Source organism: Vibrio sp. 10N.222.55.B11, from assembly GCF_041473705.1.
Taxonomy (GTDB): Bacteria; Pseudomonadota; Gammaproteobacteria; order Enterobacterales; family Vibrionaceae; genus Vibrio; species Vibrio crassostreae_C.
On the sequence record NZ_JBFRST010000008.1, the window covers coordinates 59,438 to 77,330 of the forward strand.

15 protein-coding genes are annotated in these 17,893 nt (G+C 44.8%); all 15 read left to right on the forward strand.

The genetic code is table 11. The features are described 5' to 3' along the window. The first annotated feature begins 45 nt into the window (after positions 1–45). A complete protein-coding gene (flgE, locus tag AB4503_RS04495) occupies positions 46–1,350 on the forward strand; it encodes a flagellar hook protein FlgE (RefSeq protein ID WP_017062260.1) in 1,305 nt (434 codons plus the stop codon). A 251-nt stretch (positions 1,351–1,601) separates the two neighbouring features. Next, on the forward strand, positions 1,602–2,351 hold the full coding sequence (flgF, locus tag AB4503_RS04500; protein WP_017056855.1) for a flagellar basal-body rod protein FlgF: 750 nt from the start codon (positions 1,602–1,604) through the stop codon (positions 2,349–2,351). 21 nt (positions 2,352–2,372) lie between these two features. Further along, a complete protein-coding gene (flgG, locus tag AB4503_RS04505; protein ID WP_017062259.1) occupies positions 2,373–3,161 on the forward strand; it encodes a flagellar basal-body rod protein FlgG in 789 nt (262 codons plus the stop codon). Between the two features lie 88 nt (positions 3,162–3,249). Continuing rightward, complete coding sequence (flgH, locus tag AB4503_RS04510; protein WP_017066181.1) at positions 3,250–4,026, forward strand: flagellar basal body L-ring protein FlgH; 777 nt, start codon at positions 3,250–3,252, stop codon at positions 4,024–4,026. A 94-nt stretch (positions 4,027–4,120) separates the two neighbouring features. After that, positions 4,121–5,212, forward strand: coding sequence for a flagellar basal body P-ring protein FlgI (locus tag AB4503_RS04515; protein WP_017062257.1), 1,092 nt, complete (start codon positions 4,121–4,123; stop codon positions 5,210–5,212). Between the two features lie 13 nt (positions 5,213–5,225). Then, complete coding sequence (flgJ, locus tag AB4503_RS04520; RefSeq protein WP_017064131.1) at positions 5,226–6,143, forward strand: flagellar assembly peptidoglycan hydrolase FlgJ; 918 nt, start codon at positions 5,226–5,228, stop codon at positions 6,141–6,143. A gap of 220 nt (positions 6,144–6,363) precedes the next feature. Continuing rightward, positions 6,364–8,244: a flagellar hook-associated protein FlgK gene (gene flgK / locus AB4503_RS04525; protein ID WP_372113778.1), complete on the forward strand. Its 1,881-nt coding sequence runs from the start codon at positions 6,364–6,366 to the stop codon at positions 8,242–8,244. A gap of 10 nt (positions 8,245–8,254) precedes the next feature. Beyond that, on the forward strand, positions 8,255–9,445 hold the full coding sequence (flgL, locus tag AB4503_RS04530) for a flagellar hook-associated protein FlgL (RefSeq protein WP_017064129.1): 1,191 nt from the start codon (positions 8,255–8,257) through the stop codon (positions 9,443–9,445). Positions 9,446–9,863: 418 nt separating this feature from the next. Beyond that, on the forward strand, positions 9,864–11,000 hold the full coding sequence (locus tag AB4503_RS04535) for a flagellin (protein ID WP_017064128.1): 1,137 nt from the start codon (positions 9,864–9,866) through the stop codon (positions 10,998–11,000). Positions 11,001–11,648: 648 nt separating this feature from the next. After that, complete coding sequence (locus tag AB4503_RS04540; RefSeq protein ID WP_048616124.1) at positions 11,649–12,782, forward strand: flagellin; 1,134 nt, start codon at positions 11,649–11,651, stop codon at positions 12,780–12,782. Between the two features lie 588 nt (positions 12,783–13,370). Next, entirely contained in the window at positions 13,371–14,501 is a 1,131-nt protein-coding gene (locus AB4503_RS04545) for a flagellin (protein ID WP_017066381.1), read from the forward strand. A gap of 81 nt (positions 14,502–14,582) precedes the next feature. Further along, positions 14,583–15,008 carry a flagellar protein FlaG gene (flaG, locus tag AB4503_RS04550; protein WP_017066380.1) on the forward strand — a complete coding sequence of 142 codons (426 nt, stop codon included), beginning with the start codon at positions 14,583–14,585 and terminating at the stop codon, positions 15,006–15,008. Between the two features lie 22 nt (positions 15,009–15,030). Continuing rightward, positions 15,031–17,058, forward strand: coding sequence for a flagellar filament capping protein FliD (gene fliD / locus AB4503_RS04555; protein ID WP_372113780.1), 2,028 nt, complete (start codon positions 15,031–15,033; stop codon positions 17,056–17,058). 3 nt (positions 17,059–17,061) lie between these two features. Beyond that, a complete protein-coding gene (locus AB4503_RS04560; RefSeq protein WP_017060688.1) occupies positions 17,062–17,367 on the forward strand; it encodes a flagellar protein FliT in 306 nt (101 codons plus the stop codon). 12 nt (positions 17,368–17,379) lie between these two features. Then, the gene (fliS, locus tag AB4503_RS04565) at positions 17,380–17,790 is read left to right on the forward strand and encodes a flagellar export chaperone FliS (protein ID WP_004736194.1); all 411 of its coding nucleotides are present in this window, start codon (positions 17,380–17,382) and stop codon (positions 17,788–17,790) included. The last annotated feature ends 103 nt before the right edge of the window (positions 17,791–17,893 follow it).

Sequence of the window (17,893 nt, forward strand, 5' to 3'; positions counted from 1 at the left end):
TTATTGAGTGACTATGCTAGCTAGATAGATTAGGAGAATAATGGAATGTCATATGTAGCTTTAAGCGGCCTATCCGCTGCACAATTAGACCTGAATACAACCAGTAACAACATTGCGAACGCGAACACATTTGGCTTTAAAGAGTCTCGTGCCGAGTTTGGTGATGTTTACTCAAGCTCGTTGTTCACTAACGCAAAAACGACGGCAGGTGGCGGTGCGCAAGCTAGCCAAGTGGCGCAACAGTTCCACGAAGGTTCAAGTATTTATACGAACAACCCAATGGACTTACGTGTAAGTGGTACAGGTTTCTTTGCAGTATCGAAAGACCGCATGGTGCCAGAGATTAACGAATTAACGCGTAATGGTGCATTTCACCTAAACAAAGACAACTACATGGTTACCGCTAATGATGAGTTTCTTTTAGGTTACGATGTTGATCCAAACTCGGGGGAAGTTCTTTCTTATGCGCCAAAGCCTCTCGACATTCCTGCTGAGTTTGGTAAACCAAAACAGACAGAAAACATTGAAGTAGGGGTTAACCTTCCTGCAAACGGTGATCTTAAAGACCCGGCTGCATTTAACTTCAAAGATGCTGATACTTATAACCGTGCAACGTCTTCGACGGTATACGATTCTATGGGTCAGTCTTACAAGTTAACGACTTACTACCTCAAAGATCAGACTCAACCAAACACTTGGCAAACGTACTACACCATGTCAGATGAGAACGGTGAAAAGCCGGTCAACATTACTGGTGGTGATGCGACGAATGCACAAGGTCATGTTGGTCACACAATGAAGTTCAACAATGACGGTACGTTAGCAAGCCTAAACAATGGTCAGCCGATTAACTCGGAACCACTGGGTGCTGGTGCGAACCCTATTGACTTGAACGGTGCTGATCCAACTCAAGTGCTTAAGTTTGGTTTAGATTCTTCAACTCAGTTTGCCGCTCCGTTTGAATTGACTAAGTTTGATGAAGATGGCGCGACAACAGGTTTCTTAACAAAAATCGATTTCGATGAGTACGGCAGTGTTCTAGGTACTTATTCAAATGGTGAAAACGTGATGCTTGGCCGTGTAGGCTTGGTTCGTGTACCAAATGAGCAAGGTCTGGATAAGAAAGGCGGTACTCAATGGGATTCTACCAACGACTCTGGTGACAAGATCTGGGGTGAATCGAACAAAGGTTCATTTGGTAGCATCAACAACGGCTCGCTAGAGCAGTCGAACATCGATATGACTCAAGAACTGGTTGATTTGATTTCTGCTCAACGTAACTTCCAGGCGAACTCGCGTTCTCTAGAAGTACACAACCAGCTACAACAGAATATTCTTCAGATTCGTTAATCGTTTAAAGCGTTTGAATCATCTGCGAATACCCAATTCAATGTTATTGAATTGGGTATTGTTGTTTGTCTTTTTATTTGCCACCCCTATTGCCGCCCGGTAATGCCACTGGCAACAATTCTTCCTCAATGATCCTTTGATGATCACCCTTCTTGTTCGTTTTCTATTTAAATTATTGATAAATAACAGTTAAAAATATTGGCACAGTGTTTGCTTTATTAGCCCCAGAAGATGATTTTTGGAGCAAAATTATGGATCGCGCACTGTTTCTTGCCATGAGTGGCGCTAAGCAAAATATGCAAGCTTTGCAGCTACGTGCAAACAACCTTGCCAACGTAAGTACAACGGGTTTCCGTGCTGATTTAGCACAGGCACGTTCAATGCAAGCGTATGGCGAAGGCATGCCTACTCGTGTTTTCAGCATGACAGAGCGTCCGGGTCATAATTTCGCTCAGGGTAGTGTGGTTACTACTGGCCGAGATCTAGACGTTACCATTCAAGGTGATGGTTGGATTTCAGTGATGGACAATACTGGCCGTGAAGGTTTAACACGTAACGGTAACCTAAGGGTTGACCAAAACGGTTTACTAACCAACGCAAGCGGTCACTTAGTGCTTGGTGAAAACGATGCACCAATCACGCTGCCAATCCCAATCAGCAAAGTAGAAATTGGTACAGACGGTACGATTTCGGTGATTCCTCAAGGCGCTCCAGCTGAAGAATTGGCCGTGGTTGATCGTATTAAGCTTGTACGTCCAGACAACCAAAGTTTGTTTAAAGACACGAATGGTCTATTCCGTTCGAAAAACCCAGATCAGGCATACGAAGCAGATGCAGCGGTAACGTTGCTAAAAGGTGCTATCGAAGGCAGTAACGTAAATGCCGTAGGTGAAATGACCAGCCTAATTGACTTACAACGTCAGTTTGAAATGCAGGTCAAAATGATGAGCACAGCAGAGGAAATGGACAAGTCGTCTGATTCACTGCTTCGTATGAGCTAATAGAATTTAAAGGACATTGCTATGCATCCAGCATTATGGGTAAGTAAAACGGGTTTAGACGCCCAACAAACCAATATCTCAACGATTTCGAACAACCTTGCCAACGCCTCAACCATTGGTTTTAAAAAGAGCCGCGCGGTATTTGAAGATCTGTTCTACCAGAATATTAATCAACCGGGTGGTCAATCGTCTCAGAATACTGAGCTGCCAAGTGGTTTGATGCTGGGTGCCGGTTCTAAGGTCGTCGCGACTCAAAAAGTGCACACTCACGGTAACGCACAAACGACATCTAACAGCCTAGACATGATGATTGAAGGCGACGGTTTCTTCCAAGTTGAAATGCCAGACGGTGAAACAGGTTACAGCCGCAATGGTCAGTTCACACTGAACGGTGAAGGCGCGATCGTAACGTCGGGCCAAGGTTATCCTCTACAACCAGAAATTGTGATTCCTGAAGACGCGATCTCGGTAACGGTTGGTAACGACGGTGAAGTATCGGTTCGTCTACGTGGCGAGCAAAACAACGTCGTGGTTGGTCAAATTACCATTACTGACTTTGTAAACCCAGGTGGTCTAGAGCCAGTAGGTCAAAACCTTTATTTGCCAACTGGCGCGAGTGGCGACCCACAAGAGGGTGTACCGGGCTTTGATGGCCTGGGTAACATCCGCCAATCGATGCTAGAAACATCGAACGTAAACGTAACCGAAGAGCTGGTAAACATGATTGAAGCTCAGCGTGTATACGAAATGAATTCGAAAGTTATCTCGTCAGTAGACAAGATGATGAGCTTTGTTAACCAACAGCTGTAATTGGTTTATTCGCCGTTTACTTTTTTAATTAATCTATCTGTTTTTGCTAATTGACCCATTTACCACTGCCTGCTGAGAGTATATCGCCATGAAACGTATTTTTTGTTTAGCTTTGTTTATGTCTATGTCGGGATGTGCTGTTCTGGACCCGATCGAGACTCCGGCAGAAGAAAATGCAACCACAGTGGTTGATGCTGTGGAAGGTGATAAGTCGGCGCAAGAGAGCTCTGGCATTATTGACACGCTTCGTGGGCGAACCGATCCAATTGCTGGTGACCCTGCATGGGCGCCAATCAACCCCAAGCAGAAACCAGAGCATTACGCAGCGGCAACGGGCTCACTGTTTAATGTGAACCACATTGGCAGCATGTATGACGACTCAAAACCGCGTGGTATTGGTGACATAATTACTGTAGCGTTAGATGAGAATACTCGAGCGACCAAAAAAGCCAACGCAGACATGTCTAAGTCGAATGATGCATCAATGGAGCCGCTGGCTGTTGGTGGTCAAGATCTGACGATCGACAAGTACAACTTCTCTTATGATCTGAGTAACACCAATACTTTTGCTGGTGATGCGTCAGCCAACCAAAGTAACAGCATCAGCGGCTACATTACCGTTGAAGTCATCGAAGTATTAGCTAATGGCAACCTAGTGGTTCGTGGTGAGAAGTGGATGACACTGAACACCGGCGATGAGTACATCCGCCTAAGCGGTACCATCCGTCCAGACGATATTGACTTCGAAAATACCATTGCTTCAAACCGTGTTTCTAACGCACGAATTCAGTACTCAGGGACTGGCGTACAGAAAGATATGCAAGAGCCTGGATTCTTGGCACGATTCTTTAATGTATCTCTGTAGAGCTTGATAGGACGACGACATACTGACAGCCTCTATCACTCAGCCACATTTAGCTAAGCTATTATAAATTAAAGCAATACAGACAGGTTACTCAATGAAAAAACTGACACTCGTACTATTCGGCATGCTATTTCTTGCCACCAGTGCCCATGCTGCGCGAATCAAAGACGTGGCAAAAGTGGCGGGTGTTCGTAGTAACCAACTTGTAGGTTATGGTTTGGTCACGGGCTTGCCGGGTACTGGTGAGACAACTCCCTTTACCGATCAAACATTTAACGCAATGCTGCAAAATTTTGGCATCCAATTGCCGCCCGGCACTAAGCCAAAAACCAAAAACGTCGCGGCTGTTATTGTGACTGCTGAACTGCCAGCATTCTCTAAGCAAGGCCAAGAAGTTGACGTAACCGTTTCTTCTATCGGTTCAGCAAAAAGCCTTCGTGGTGGTACCTTGCTACAGACCTTCTTGAAAGGTCTAGACGGTCAAGTGTATGCGGTCGCGCAGGGTAACTTGGTGGTAAGTGGCTTTAGTGCACAAGGTAACGACGGTTCTAAGATTGTCGGTAACAACCCTAACGTTGGTATCATCTCTAGCGGTGCGACGGTTGAACAAGAGATCCCAACGCCATTCGGTCGTGGTGACTACATCACCTTCAACCTAATCCAATCAGATTTCACAACGGCTCAGCGTATGGCTGATGCGGTTAATAATTTCCTAGGCCCACAAATGGCTTCAGCGGTAGACGCAACTTCAGTAAAAGTTCGTGCACCGCGTGAAATCAGCCAGCGTGTAGCATTCTTGTCGGCTATCGAAAACATCGAGTTCGACCCTGCTGAAGGCTCTGCAAAAATCATCGTCAACTCTCGTACAGGTACGATTGTGGTTGGTAAGCACGTTCGCCTAAAAGCGGCGGCGGTCACCCACGGTGGTATGACGGTTGCAATTAAAGAAAATCTAAACGTAAGCCAACCGAATGCATTCTCTGGTGGCCAAACGGTAGTGGTCCCTGATTCTGATATCGAAATCACGGAAGGCGATGGTAAGATGTTCAAATTTGAACCTGGCCTAACGCTGGACGATTTGGTACGCGCAGTCAATGAAGTGGGCGCTGCACCTTCTGATTTAATGGCAATCCTTCAAGCACTGAAACAAGCGGGTGCAATTGAAGGCCAATTGATCATTATCTAAGAAGGGGTAAAGCATGATTAAAAATAACAATGACATCGGCTTTATTCACGATATCGGTAGCCTAGACCGCCTTCGTCAACAAGCGGTAAACGGTGAAGAAGGTAGCGAGAAAGAAGCATTAACCGCGGCGGCAAAACAGTTTGAATCGATTTTCACCTCGATGTTGTTTAAGTCAATGCGCGATGCTAACTCGAGCTTTAAGTCGGATATGTTGAACAGCCAGAACGAGCAGTTCTATCGTCAGATGCAAGATGACCAAATGGCGAGTGAGTTAAGCGCTTCAGGTTCATTAGGTCTTGCAGATATGATCGTGGCTCAACTAAGCGCTGGCCAAGCAAGCGATACGTCTGAAGAGAAGGTTCGCAGTGAAGGCTTTGATGCTTCATTGCAAAGACCGCAATATTCAGGCCGTTCGGAAGAGCGAGCGTCAGACGTTCAACCTGCGCAAGCAGCAAAACAGCCAGTATCCTTTGATTCTCCAGAATCGTTTGTGACCTCAATGAAGCCTTACGCGGAAAAAGCGGCAAGTGCGCTTGGTGTGGACTCGTCTCTTCTATTGGCACAAGCTGCCCTTGAAACGGGTTGGGGTTCTAAAATGGTTAAGAACTCTTTGGGCAACAGCAATAACTTATTTAACATCAAAGCAGATAGAAGTTGGAAGGGCGATAAGGTCGCGACTCAAACTCTTGAGTTCCATGGCAAAACCGCCGTTAAAGAGTCAGCTTCCTTCCGTTCTTACTCTAATTTCGAAGATAGCTTTAATGATTACGTGAAGTTCTTGAACGAAAATCCAAGATACGAAACGGCGCTACAGCATCAAGGCAATTCAGAGAATTTCATCAAAGGTATTCATCAGGCTGGTTACGCAACGGACCCTAACTATGCAGACAAGGTTTTACGAGTTAAAGCCAAGATTGATGAGATGAACTAGCGTCATAAATCAACATAGAGAGCTTGCTACTGGCAGGCTCTTTTCTTCTCCGCCCCTTCAGTTCTTACGCGTAATCCATAGTTATCTCCTTACACTTCAATAAATTATCGTCTTTTAATTTCCTATTGTTTGTGTTGGCACACATATTGCAATTATCTTAGTAATATACGGTTGTAGTTAATCAGTTCATTCTGGTTTTGTTAAGTTTTTTGGGGGCATTATGGCGTCGGATCTTCTGAATGTAGGGGCACAAAGTGTTCTTACGGCTCAGAGACAGCTCAACACCACAGGTCATAACATTTCTAACGCTAACACAGAGGGCTATAGCCGCCAGTCTGTGATTCAAGGTGTGAATGACCCGCGCCAGTACGGTGGGCAATCCTACGGTATGGGTGTACATGTGGAAAATGTTCGCCGCTCTTGGGATCAGTTTGCCGTCAAAGAACTTAACTTATCGACAACCAATGCCGCCAACAAAGGCGATACCGAAGCCAACCTCGATATGCTGTCGAGCATGTTGTCGTCGGTCGCTTCAAAGAAGATTCCAGAAAACCTCAACGAATGGTTTGATTCCGTTAAGACTCTCGCCGATACCCCAAATGATGTGGGTGCGCGTAAGGTCGTGTTAGAGAAAGCAGGGCTTGTAACTAAAACCTTGAATGAATTTCATGAAACAGTTCGTCAACAGTCTGATTCTACGAATAAAAAATTAGATATGGGTATCGAGCGAGTTAACCAACTTGCGTACGAGATCCGTGATGTTCAGCGTTTAATGATGCGAACTCCTGGGCCTCATAATGACCTACGAGATCAGCATGAAAAGTTGATTAATGAGCTTTCTGGTTACACCAAAGTTACGGTGACACCACGCTCAAATGCCGAAGGGTTTAATGTCCATATTGGTAATGGCCATACCTTGGTCTCTGGTAGTGAAGCGAGTCAGCTGAAGATGGTTGATGGCTTACCCGATGCACATCAGCGCCGCCTAGCGATTGTTGAAGGTAAGTCTTTAAAACCGATCACCAGCAGTGATATCGACGGAAAAATCGGCGCCATGCTAGACATGCGTGACGAACATATCCCAGCAATCATGGATGAGCTTGGTCGTTTGGCGACCGCGTTTTCATATGAGGTCAATAGTCTTCAAGAACAAGGTTTGGATCTTAACGGCAACGTAGGTAAGGACTTGTTTACCGACGTGAACTCAGAGCTGGTGGCAAAATCTCGTGTCACGGCTAGCGGGCAATCGAAAGCCGATGTTGCGGTATACATTGATGATACTTCTGCCTTAAAAGGCGGTGAGTATGGACTGAAATACGATGGCAGTGATTATGTCGTGACTAAGCCGAACGGTGAGACCGTTAAGATGGCGACCGACTCTAGCGGTAGTGCTTTTTATCTTGATGGCATGCGAGTGGAAGTACGTAACCCTCCTGAACTAGGAGAGAAACTGTTACTGCGTCCAACGCGTAATTTTGCTGCGCAGATTCATATGGAAACCAATGACCCGAAAGACATTGCTGCGCAAAGTTATGAGGCATCGACCACGTTTGCCAAGGGTACAGCTGGATTTAAAATCCTAGAAGCAGGTCAACTGCGTGAGTTTGAAGTGATTGTCTCACCAAAAGGTGAGCAGTTTGCTGTGACGGATCCGAAGGGTAACATTTTAATGCAGCCTCAACCGTATCCGCCACAAGGGCCAGTGACCATCAACGGTACAACGTTTGAGCTCACACCCGGTGCGGTGGCAAATGATAAGTTTACGGCAAACCTTGTCCCATCAGAAGGTGACAACGGTAACCTGCGTAAGCTACAAGATCTTCAAACAGGAAAGCTGTTGAATGATGGTGAGTCTACGATTTTAGACCTTTACCACAACTTGAATACTAATACGGGCTTGAAGTCTTCAACGGCAAATCGCCTGAGTGATATTGCGACATTAGAAAAACAGTCGGCTCAAGAACGTATTGCTTCTATCTCGGGAGTAAACCTCGATGAAGAAGCGGCAAACATGATGAAATTTCAGCAAGCGTATATGGCTTCTTCACGTATCATGCAAGCAGCCAACGATACGTTTAACACTATTTTGGCTCTGAGATAGGAAGGTATAAATGTTGAATCGTATCTCTAGCTTCCATAATTATCAGTCAGTACAAAACGACTTGCGCCGTCAAGAGAACAAGGTGCATCACAACCAAGCACAACTTGCTTCGGGTAAGAAGTTACAGTCGCCAAGTGATGACCCATTAGCGACGCACTATTTACAGAACATTGGTCAGCAGTCAGAACAGCTTAAACAGTATGTCGATGCGATTACTCTAGTCAGAAACCGTCTTGAGCATCATGAAGTATTGGTTTCTAACACTGAAGGCTTTGCTGATGAAGCAAAACGAACCGTGATGGAAATGATCAACGGTGCGCTTTCTCCGGAAGACCGTTTAGCTAAGAAGCGTGAAATTCAAGAACTGGCGAATAACTTCCTGCATTTAGCCAACTCTCAAGATGAGTCGGGTAACTACACGTTTGCAGGCACTAAGCCGAAAAATCAGCCTTTCTTTCGAGATAACGAAGGGAATGTGACATATCAAGGTGATGACTACCAACGCAAGATGCGTGTGGCAAGCAGCTTTGAAATGGCAATGAATGATCCGGGCAGCAAGATGTTTATGGAAATAGACAACCCGTTCGGTGACTACGAACCTCAGTACGAGCTTGAACCTGCGTCTGAGTTATTGCTCGGGCGTGCGACCAACAGCGATGAAGATGGGTCTACTTATAAAGTGACGTTTGTCGACATGCAGACGGGCAATTTCGCTTATCAGCTTGAAAAAGACGGCGCAGTGGTTGCGGCAGAAGATTTTGATCCTTCGACAGGCATTGTTTATGAAGGGCTGAATATTCAAATCAAAGGCCAAATCACTAAAGGTGATTCGATCACCTTAGAACCACGAGAGACTTTCTCTATCTTTGATACGTTCAAAGAGGCTGCTGAGCAGGCTGAAAACCCGGTATCGGATGCATCAGCAACAGCGAAACTGCACCAAGTAACTGAAGAGTTCCACGCTGCGTTTATCCATTTGACCAAGGCAAGAACCGATGTTGGTGCACGCTTGAGTACTTTGGATATTCAAGAGCAACAACATGAAGATTTCAAGTTGTCTTTAGCAAAAGCAAAAAGCAACTTTGAAGACTTGGATTACTCGAAAGCGATCATTGAGTTCAATGAAAACTCTCGAGCACTACAAGCTTCTCAACAAGCGTTTGGCAAAACCAAAGACCTGACCTTGTTTAACTATATTTAATGATCAATCGGTATTTAATGGTGGCTTGTCGATCACCATGGCGTTGATTCCTTGCCGTATGTGCTATGCCATACGTGCGAATGACGCCACAGTTTGCCGCTTTTTTGTACGAAGCATGATGTTTCTAGAATAGCGGCAAAAAACGGCAATAAGGAAGGTGAATGTTTTTCATCTTCTAATAGTAGAAAATCATAATTGCGCAGTGTTGTTTGTAAGCTTCTGATTTTTAGATAATTAAAAAATTATTTATATGATATTAAACTTGGCATACAACTTGTATCTGTGTTGGTTATAAATGATTAATACAGATCTTAAACCTTGTATAGGGTTTATCGAGTAATACACGGTCAGTGCTTATCCATATGAGAGTAAAGCTGGCCGCTTCGCAGAAACTTTGCGAACTCATAAGGAGAGCAAAATGGCTATCAATGTAAGCACTAACGTATCTGCTATGACAGCACAGCGTTACCTGAATAAAGCATCTAATGACTTAGCGACTTCTATGGAGCGTTTGTCATCTGGTCACAAGATCAACAGCGCGAAAGATGATGCGGCAGGTCTGCAAATCTCGAACCGTCTAACCGCTCAGTCTCGTGGTCTTGATGTGGCAATGCGTAATGCCAACGACGGTATTTCGATTGCTCAAACAGCAGAAGGCGCGATGAACGAATCGACTAACGTACTACAACGTATGCGTGATCTAGCGATTCAATCATCAAACGGCACTAACTCGCCGGCAGAGCGTACTGCACTGAACGAAGAGTCAATGGCACTTCAAGATGAGCTTAACCGTATTGCGGAAACCACATCGTTTGGTGGTCGTCGTCTACTGAACGGTTCATTCGGTGAAGCTTCATTCCAGATCGGTTCTAACTCTGGTGAAGCAATGATCATGGCTCTGACAAGTATCCGTGCAGATGACTACCGTATGGGTGGTACTACGTTCGATTCAGAAAACGCGAAAGATAAGAACTGGGAAGTGCCGCCAACAGCGAGCGATCTTAAGTTCGAATTCAAAACCAAAGCGGGTGAAGACATCGTTTTAGATATCAATACCAAAGCGGGCGATGATATCGAAGAGCTTGCGACTTACATTAATGGTCAGTCTGATCTTGTGAACGCATCGGTTACTGATGATGGTCGCATTCAACTGTTCGTTGCTGAACCTGACCTTGACGGCCCAATGTCTATCTCTGGTGGTCTAGCGTCTGAGCTAGGTATTAAGAGTGAAGGCCGCGCAACCTCGGTTCAAGATGTTAGCTTAACCAGCGTTGCGGGTTCACAGAACGCGATCAGCGTGATTGATTCTGCAATGAAGTACGTGGATTCACAGCGCGCTGATTTGGGTGCAAAACAGAACCGTCTAAGCCACAGTATTAATAACTTGGCAAACGTACAAGAGAACGTAGACGCTTCAAACAGCCGAATCAAAGATACGGACTTTGCGAAAGAGACGACGCAAATGACCAAATCACAAATTCTGCAACAAGCAGGTACTTCAATACTTGCTCAAGCAAAACAGTTGCCTAACTCTGCAATGTCATTATTGCAATAGTTATTGGTTGAACTTGCTGCTCGTGTTCAGACGTGAGCCATGCAGCAAGGGAAACTGGCAAGCATACTTACTATTGAATGTTTAGCTCTCTCATCTCTCACCTGCTATCCATTTTTGCAGTAAGAATGCAACGGCAAGTCGGAAATGTGTTCATTTCTCGATGATCTCCACACAGGCTCTGACGCGCCAACTAGCCCCGGTTCTCTCAAAGGAAAAGGGGCTTTTTCCTTTCTGTATTTCTTGTTTTTGCTATTTATTTTCCTGTGAACTTTCTCGCACTACCTTTTCCAAATCTCTATTTGATGGTTCTTCTTCACGACAAATAATGTCATCTATTACACAAGATTTGCGTAAGTCAGAGATCTTTGGCGATTGATCATTTCTCGACCTTGAGCCATTTAGACGGCGGTTCGTACGCTTTCTGAACAGATTAAGATCTTTTTCCAATTGAAATCTATCGCTGTATTAGAAAATGATGAAAATTAAGTTGTTGATAAATATTAGATTAATATTTTTTTTGTGGTTTTTTGAAAGTTTTTCTAAAGCTTCTGATTTTCGCGCCGTTATTAAAAGTAACTTTGAGAGAACTACTTGGTTTTCCGAGACGTCGGAAACCGCTATACCGGAAAATCAATTGGAGAAATCACCATGGCAGTGAATGTAAATACAAACGTTTCAGCGATGACAGCGCAACGTTACCTAAACAACGCAAACAGCGCACAACAAACATCAATGGAGCGTCTAGCTTCTGGCTCAAAAATCAACAGCGCAAAAGATGACGCTGCGGGTCTACAAATCTCGAACCGTTTGAACGTTCAAAGTCGTGGTCTTGATGTTGCTGTACGTAACGCGAACGACGGTATCTCAATTGCACAAACAGCTGAAGGTGCAATGAATGAGACGACTAACATCCTGCAACGTATGCGTGATTTGTCTCTACAATCTTCAAACGGCTCAAACTCAAAATCTGAGCGTGTAGCGATTCAAGAAGAAGTAACAGCGCTGAACGACGAACTGAACCGTATCGCGGAAACGACGTCTTTTGGTGGCAACAAGTTGCTTAACGGTACTCACGGTACTAAATCATTCCAAATCGGTGCAGACAACGGTGAAGCGGTAATGCTTCAACTGAAAGACATGCGCTCTGATAACGCTCAGATGGGTGGTAAGAGCTACCAAACTGAGAACGCGAAAGATAAAGATTGGAACGTTCAAGCAGGCTCTAACGACCTAAAAATGTCGTTCACTGATAACTTCGGTCAAGCACAAGAAATCGACATCAGCGCAAAAGCGGGTGACGACATCGAAGAGCTAGCAACGTACATCAACGGTCAACAAGACTCTGTTAAAGCGTCTGTAACTGAAGACGGTAAGCTACAAATGTTTACTGGTAACAACAAGGTTGAAGGCGAAGTGGCATTCTCTGGCAGCCTGGCTGGCGAACTAGGCATGCAACCTGGCAAAGACGTAACGGTTGATACTATCGACGTAACATCAGTTGGCGGCGCACAAGAGTCTGTAGCTATTATCGATGCGGCACTTAAGTATGTAGATAGCCACCGTGCTGAGCTAGGTGCTTTCCAAAACCGTTTCGACCACGCTATCAGCAACTTAGACAACATTAACGAGAACGTTAACGCATCTAAGAGCCGTATTAAAGATACCGATTTCGCGAAAGAAACGACTCAGATGACTAAGTCTCAGATCCTTTCTCAAGCTTCAAGCTCGATTCTTGCTCAAGCGAAGCAAGCTCCGAACTCGGCACTTAGCCTACTAGGTTAATCGATTAAAAAGCCACGTTGACTATAAGCGTCAACGTTAGGCTTCCACAAATTAGCTCGTGGTGAGAGATGAGCGCTAAACAGACCCAGCTTCGGCTGGGTTTTTTATTGCCTGCAATTTGGAGAAGGGGGGAGTTTTGGTGTTGGTCGTTGATTGGAAAGCGAGATTCCCTATCACGCTCGCTCCTCACTGTAGGGAGTGACGGGAATTGGGAAATGATGGTTTCCTCGCTTACTACATCGAAGCAGTCTTTCGTCACCCCAGAATCGAGTAGAACGAGATATCAGGGATCTCTTCTGACTTTATATTCAACACTACGCTCATTAACTTAAATAATGGGGCAACTTTAGCGAATGTCGCCCTATTAATTGAAGCCCGATCACACTTTCCTTTGTTGTTGAAAAGAATATGAAAAAAAGCGCATTTTTTATTAAAGCTTCTAATTAAGGCGCCGTTAAAGGGATTGAGAGAAATGATATGTACCAATGTAAGGTGAGAGAGACACTGGTGCATAAACAAAATTGACATGTATTAGTGTGAGGTGAGAGTCACATAAGTACATTAAAAAATGCCTAAAGGAGATCAACTATGGCGATTAATGTAAGCACAAATGTGTCTGCAATGACGGCTCAGCGCTACCTAAATAGCGCGGCTGAAGGTACTCAAAAATCAATGGAGCGTTTGTCTTCTGGCTATAAAATCAATAGCGCAAAAGATGATGCTGCAGGCCTACAAATCTCTAACCGCTTAACGTCGCAAAGTCGTGGCCTAGATATGGCTGTGAAAAACGCGAATGACGGTATCTCTATTGCACAGACAGCTGAAGGTGCAATGAATGAGTCAACCAACATTCTGCAACGTATGCGTGACCTTTCTCTTCAATCTTCAAACGGTTCGAACAGCAAATCTGAACGTGTTGCGATCCAAGAAGAAGTCTCTGCTCTAAACACAGAACTTAACCGTATCGCTGAAACGACCTCTTTTGGTGGTAACAAGCTTCTGAACGGTACTTACGGCAGCCAATCTTTCCAAATCGGTGCTGACTCAGGTGAAGCAGTAATGCTATCTATGAGCAACATGCGTACTGACACTCAAGACATGGGTGGTAAGAGCTACGGCGTTACAGAAGGCAAAGATGCTTCTTGGCGTGTAGGTGCGGGTGCTGATTTAACAATCAAATACAACGATAAGTTTGGTGAAGCGCAAGAGCTATCTATCTCTGCTAAAGAAGGCAACGATATCGAAGAGCTAGCAACTTACATCAATGGTCAAAGCCAAGACGTTAAAGCGTCTGTGGGTGAAGGCGGTAAACTGCAACTTTTCGCTTCAAGCCAAAAAGTTGAAGGTGATGTTGAGTTTGGCGGCAGTCTTGCGGGCGAACTAGGTATCGGTGCTGGTAAAGACGTTACCGTTAACGATATCGACGTAACTTCTGTTGCAGGTGCAAACGAAGCAGTATCTATCATTGATGGTGCTCTAAAATCTGTTGATAGCCAACGTGCTTCTCTAGGTGCTTTCCAAAACCGTTTTGACCATGCAATCAGCAACTTAGACAACATCAACGAAAACGTTAATGCGTCTAAGAGCCGTATCAAAGATACCGATTACGCGAAAGAAACAACAGCTATGACGAAGTCTCAAATCCTACAACAGGCGAGTACTTCTATCCTAGCTCAAGCAAAACAGTCACCATCAGCAGCTCTAAGCTTATTGGGCTAAACTTACCTCGGTAAGTAGCGGTAAACTCTACTCTGGGTAGAGTTTTACTGTTTGGCTCATAAAGGAGGGAGGGAGAGTGTTATGGAAATATCATCCAACGCATCGAACATCCAGCCTTATGGCTCACCTAATGGCATTAAAATTGCAAGCGATGAAGGTAGTAGTGCGTCGAGTCTTTCGCGACTAAAAGAAGCAACATCTTATGACAAGGTAGAGAAATCGAAAGAGGAAGCTACCGAAGCGGCGATTCAATTAGCTCAACATAGACAAGAGTTAAATGATGAAGAGCGAGTCAAAATGGTGGAGAAGGTAAACGAGTTTATCTCCTCTCTCAATAAAGGTGTGGCTTTTAAGGTCGATGAAGAATCTGGGAGAGATGTGGTTACCATTTATGAGACCACAACCGGTGATATTATTCGCCAGATCCCTGATGAAGAAATGCTTGAAATTCTAAGACGCCTAGCAGCCCAAAACTCGAATAGTCGAATATTTGAGGTGAAGGTTTAAGTCGTATTATTGAGGTGATTTAATGAGTTTTGGCCCAATGGGGATTTCGTCTGGCATGGATATCAATTCCATGGTCAGCAAAATTGTTGATTCGGAGCGTGTACCTAAACAGCAACGAATCGACAATGAACGAACGCGAATCGATACCAGCATTAGTGCCTATGGAAGACTCAGAGAATCCCTTGATTCGATGAAAAACCTGATGACAAACTTTCGTCAGGAAAAAGCTTTTGCTGTGCGAACAGTGGAAAGTACCGATGAAGCGCTTGTCTCTGCAACCGCGACTACCGAAGCGATCGCTGGCAAATATGCCATCGATGTGTTGCAGCTTGCCCAAAGCCATAAAGTGGCTTCTGATGTACTGTCAGAGGACATGAAATTTGGCCCAGGTAAGCTGCAGGTTTCGCTTGGTGATGACAGCTTTGACGTGCAAGTTGGCGACAGATCGAGACTTATCGAAGTTGTTCGTGGTATCAACGGTGCAGATAGCAACCCAGGCGTTCGTGCATCTATTATCAACGATGTCGAAGGTCCAAGACTTATTATTGCCTCGAACCAGTCTGGTTCAGATCAGCAGATCAGCATTAATGTTGAGTCAGATGCTGCCAATCCCTTAAAAAAACTCGAATACAAAACGCTTGAAGAACGTGTTAAAGCGCTAGAGAAAGCGCGCGTTGCTGCTCAAGATATTCTAGCTCTAACCCCTGCAGGAAAAGCCGTTGAACTCATCGATGAAGTGATCGCTAGCGATGACCCAAATGCGAATGAAACACTCGATAAAGATGGCAATATCATCCCAGCAGCCCAAACCGATTCTACTTCAGATGTTGACGGAGACTCTAAAAGTTTCAGCTACGGTGAGCAAGCAGCCGCCGACGGCCAAGCCGCCCTAGACGCAGCTCAAGCAGCAAAGTCTGTGATGCCTGAAGATAATATCCCTGGCTGGACTGAAACCGCGTCAGGTACGCTTTTAGATTCTTACTACACACCAGAACTTGAGCTTGATGAAAAAGCGATAGAGAAGGCACCCGATGTGCCGGGGTGGTCAAATGCTGCCTCAGGTACTCTGACCGATTCATACGTGACACCGAAAGAAGCCCAACAAAAGCTTGAGGCTGAGCAAGCACGTATCGAAGAGAAGATTTCACAAGAAAAAGCGGAGTTGGCTGAGAAAGTTCAAAAAGGCGAACTCACCGCAGAGCAAGCCAAGAAAATTGAGCGTGCCAAATTAGAACCCGAAGAGCGCGAGCTCTTAGAGAAGGTCGATAAAGCGCAAGCAGATCTTGAACAAGCACAGCAATCTTTTGATACCTATAGTGGAATGACTGAAGTTCAGGCTGGCCAAGATTCTATGGTTGTCCTAGATGGTGTTGCTCAACTCTCTAGTAATAACAATGTGATTGAAGATGCCATTGAAGGTATTGATATTACGGTGAAAGGAAAAACGCCAAAAGATAAGCCGCCGGCAGAAATTGGTGTGGAGTACGACCGTAACAGTGTTCGCCAAGATATCGAATCCTTTGTGAGCTCTTATAACCAGTTCTATCAAGTGTCGAAAGACCTCGCGGGTGTTGATCCAACGACTGGTCAAAAAGGCCCGCTCTCTGGTGACAGTACAGTGCGTAACGCCGACTCCCGATTGAAAGGGGTGTTCTCATCAAGTATCGAAGGTGCGCCAGACAATCTAAAGTCTTTGACTGAATTCGGTATCACCACCACAAGACAAGGCTCGCTAGAAATCAACTACGATATGCTTGACCGTCAACTCAACAATAACTTTGATAAGTTGGGTGAGTTCTTTGGTGGCAACAACGGTTTCGCCAAAAAAGTGGAAGATGCGATTCAAGGTATCACAGGTATCACGGGTTCAATCCGTACTAGAGAAAAGAGCTTGGTCGAGCAAAACTACCGTTTGGTTGATGACCAAAGCGCGCTCGACCGCCGCATGGACAGCCTAGAGAGCCGTACCCACTCTAAGTTCACAGCCATGCAAGATGCGACCAGTAAGATGCAATCTCAGCTGGGCAGTATGATGAATGCGTTGGGCTAATAGATGAATAGCCAGCTACAAGAGCTTTGTGAACTCGATCAACTAATTATCTCTAAACTGGAATTTAGTGAAATTAATGCTGAAGAAATAACGCAGCTTGTCGATAACAGAGAACAGTTATTGCAAAACGTGCTTCAAATAATCGACTCACATCCCGACGTTAAGCAAAGTTCTGAATGGTTTGAAGCCATTACCAGAACCAGAAAATTAGTCGAATTGATGCAGTCTGAGACGAGTCGAGTAGGTAAGACCCTACATAAATACCGTCACGGCGCTAAATCAGTTCAACAATACAAAAAGTTTTTATAGAAGAGGTTTACTATGCGCGGTTCTTTACAGGCATATAAAAAGGTATCAGTGGATAGTCAGCTAACGGCTGCCTCACCGCATAAGATTGTACAAATGCTAATGGCCGGTGCTATCGAGCGTTTGATTCAAGGCAAAGCGGCAATGCAAGCAGGCAACATCCCAGTGAAAGGTGAGCGACTTGGTAAGGCTCTAGATATCATTATTAGCCTACGTAGTTGCCTATCTATGGACGATGGTGGCGATATTGCGAAAAACCTAGATCAACTTTATGAGTTCATGATCACGCAAATTTCTGCGGCAAATCACAAAAATGACCCACAGCCTATTGATGATGTTATCGATATTATTCGCGAAATTAAGAGCGCTTGGGACCAAATTCCGAACGAATATCACAACTTGACGTCCGCTGACGTAGGTATTTAAAGAAAAATTGCAGTTTTAACCAATCTCATATCCCTTAATTGGTTGGTTGCCTTATTTTTTTAATCAAATAAAATAGAAGCCATTAGATAGCCTAATGGCTTTT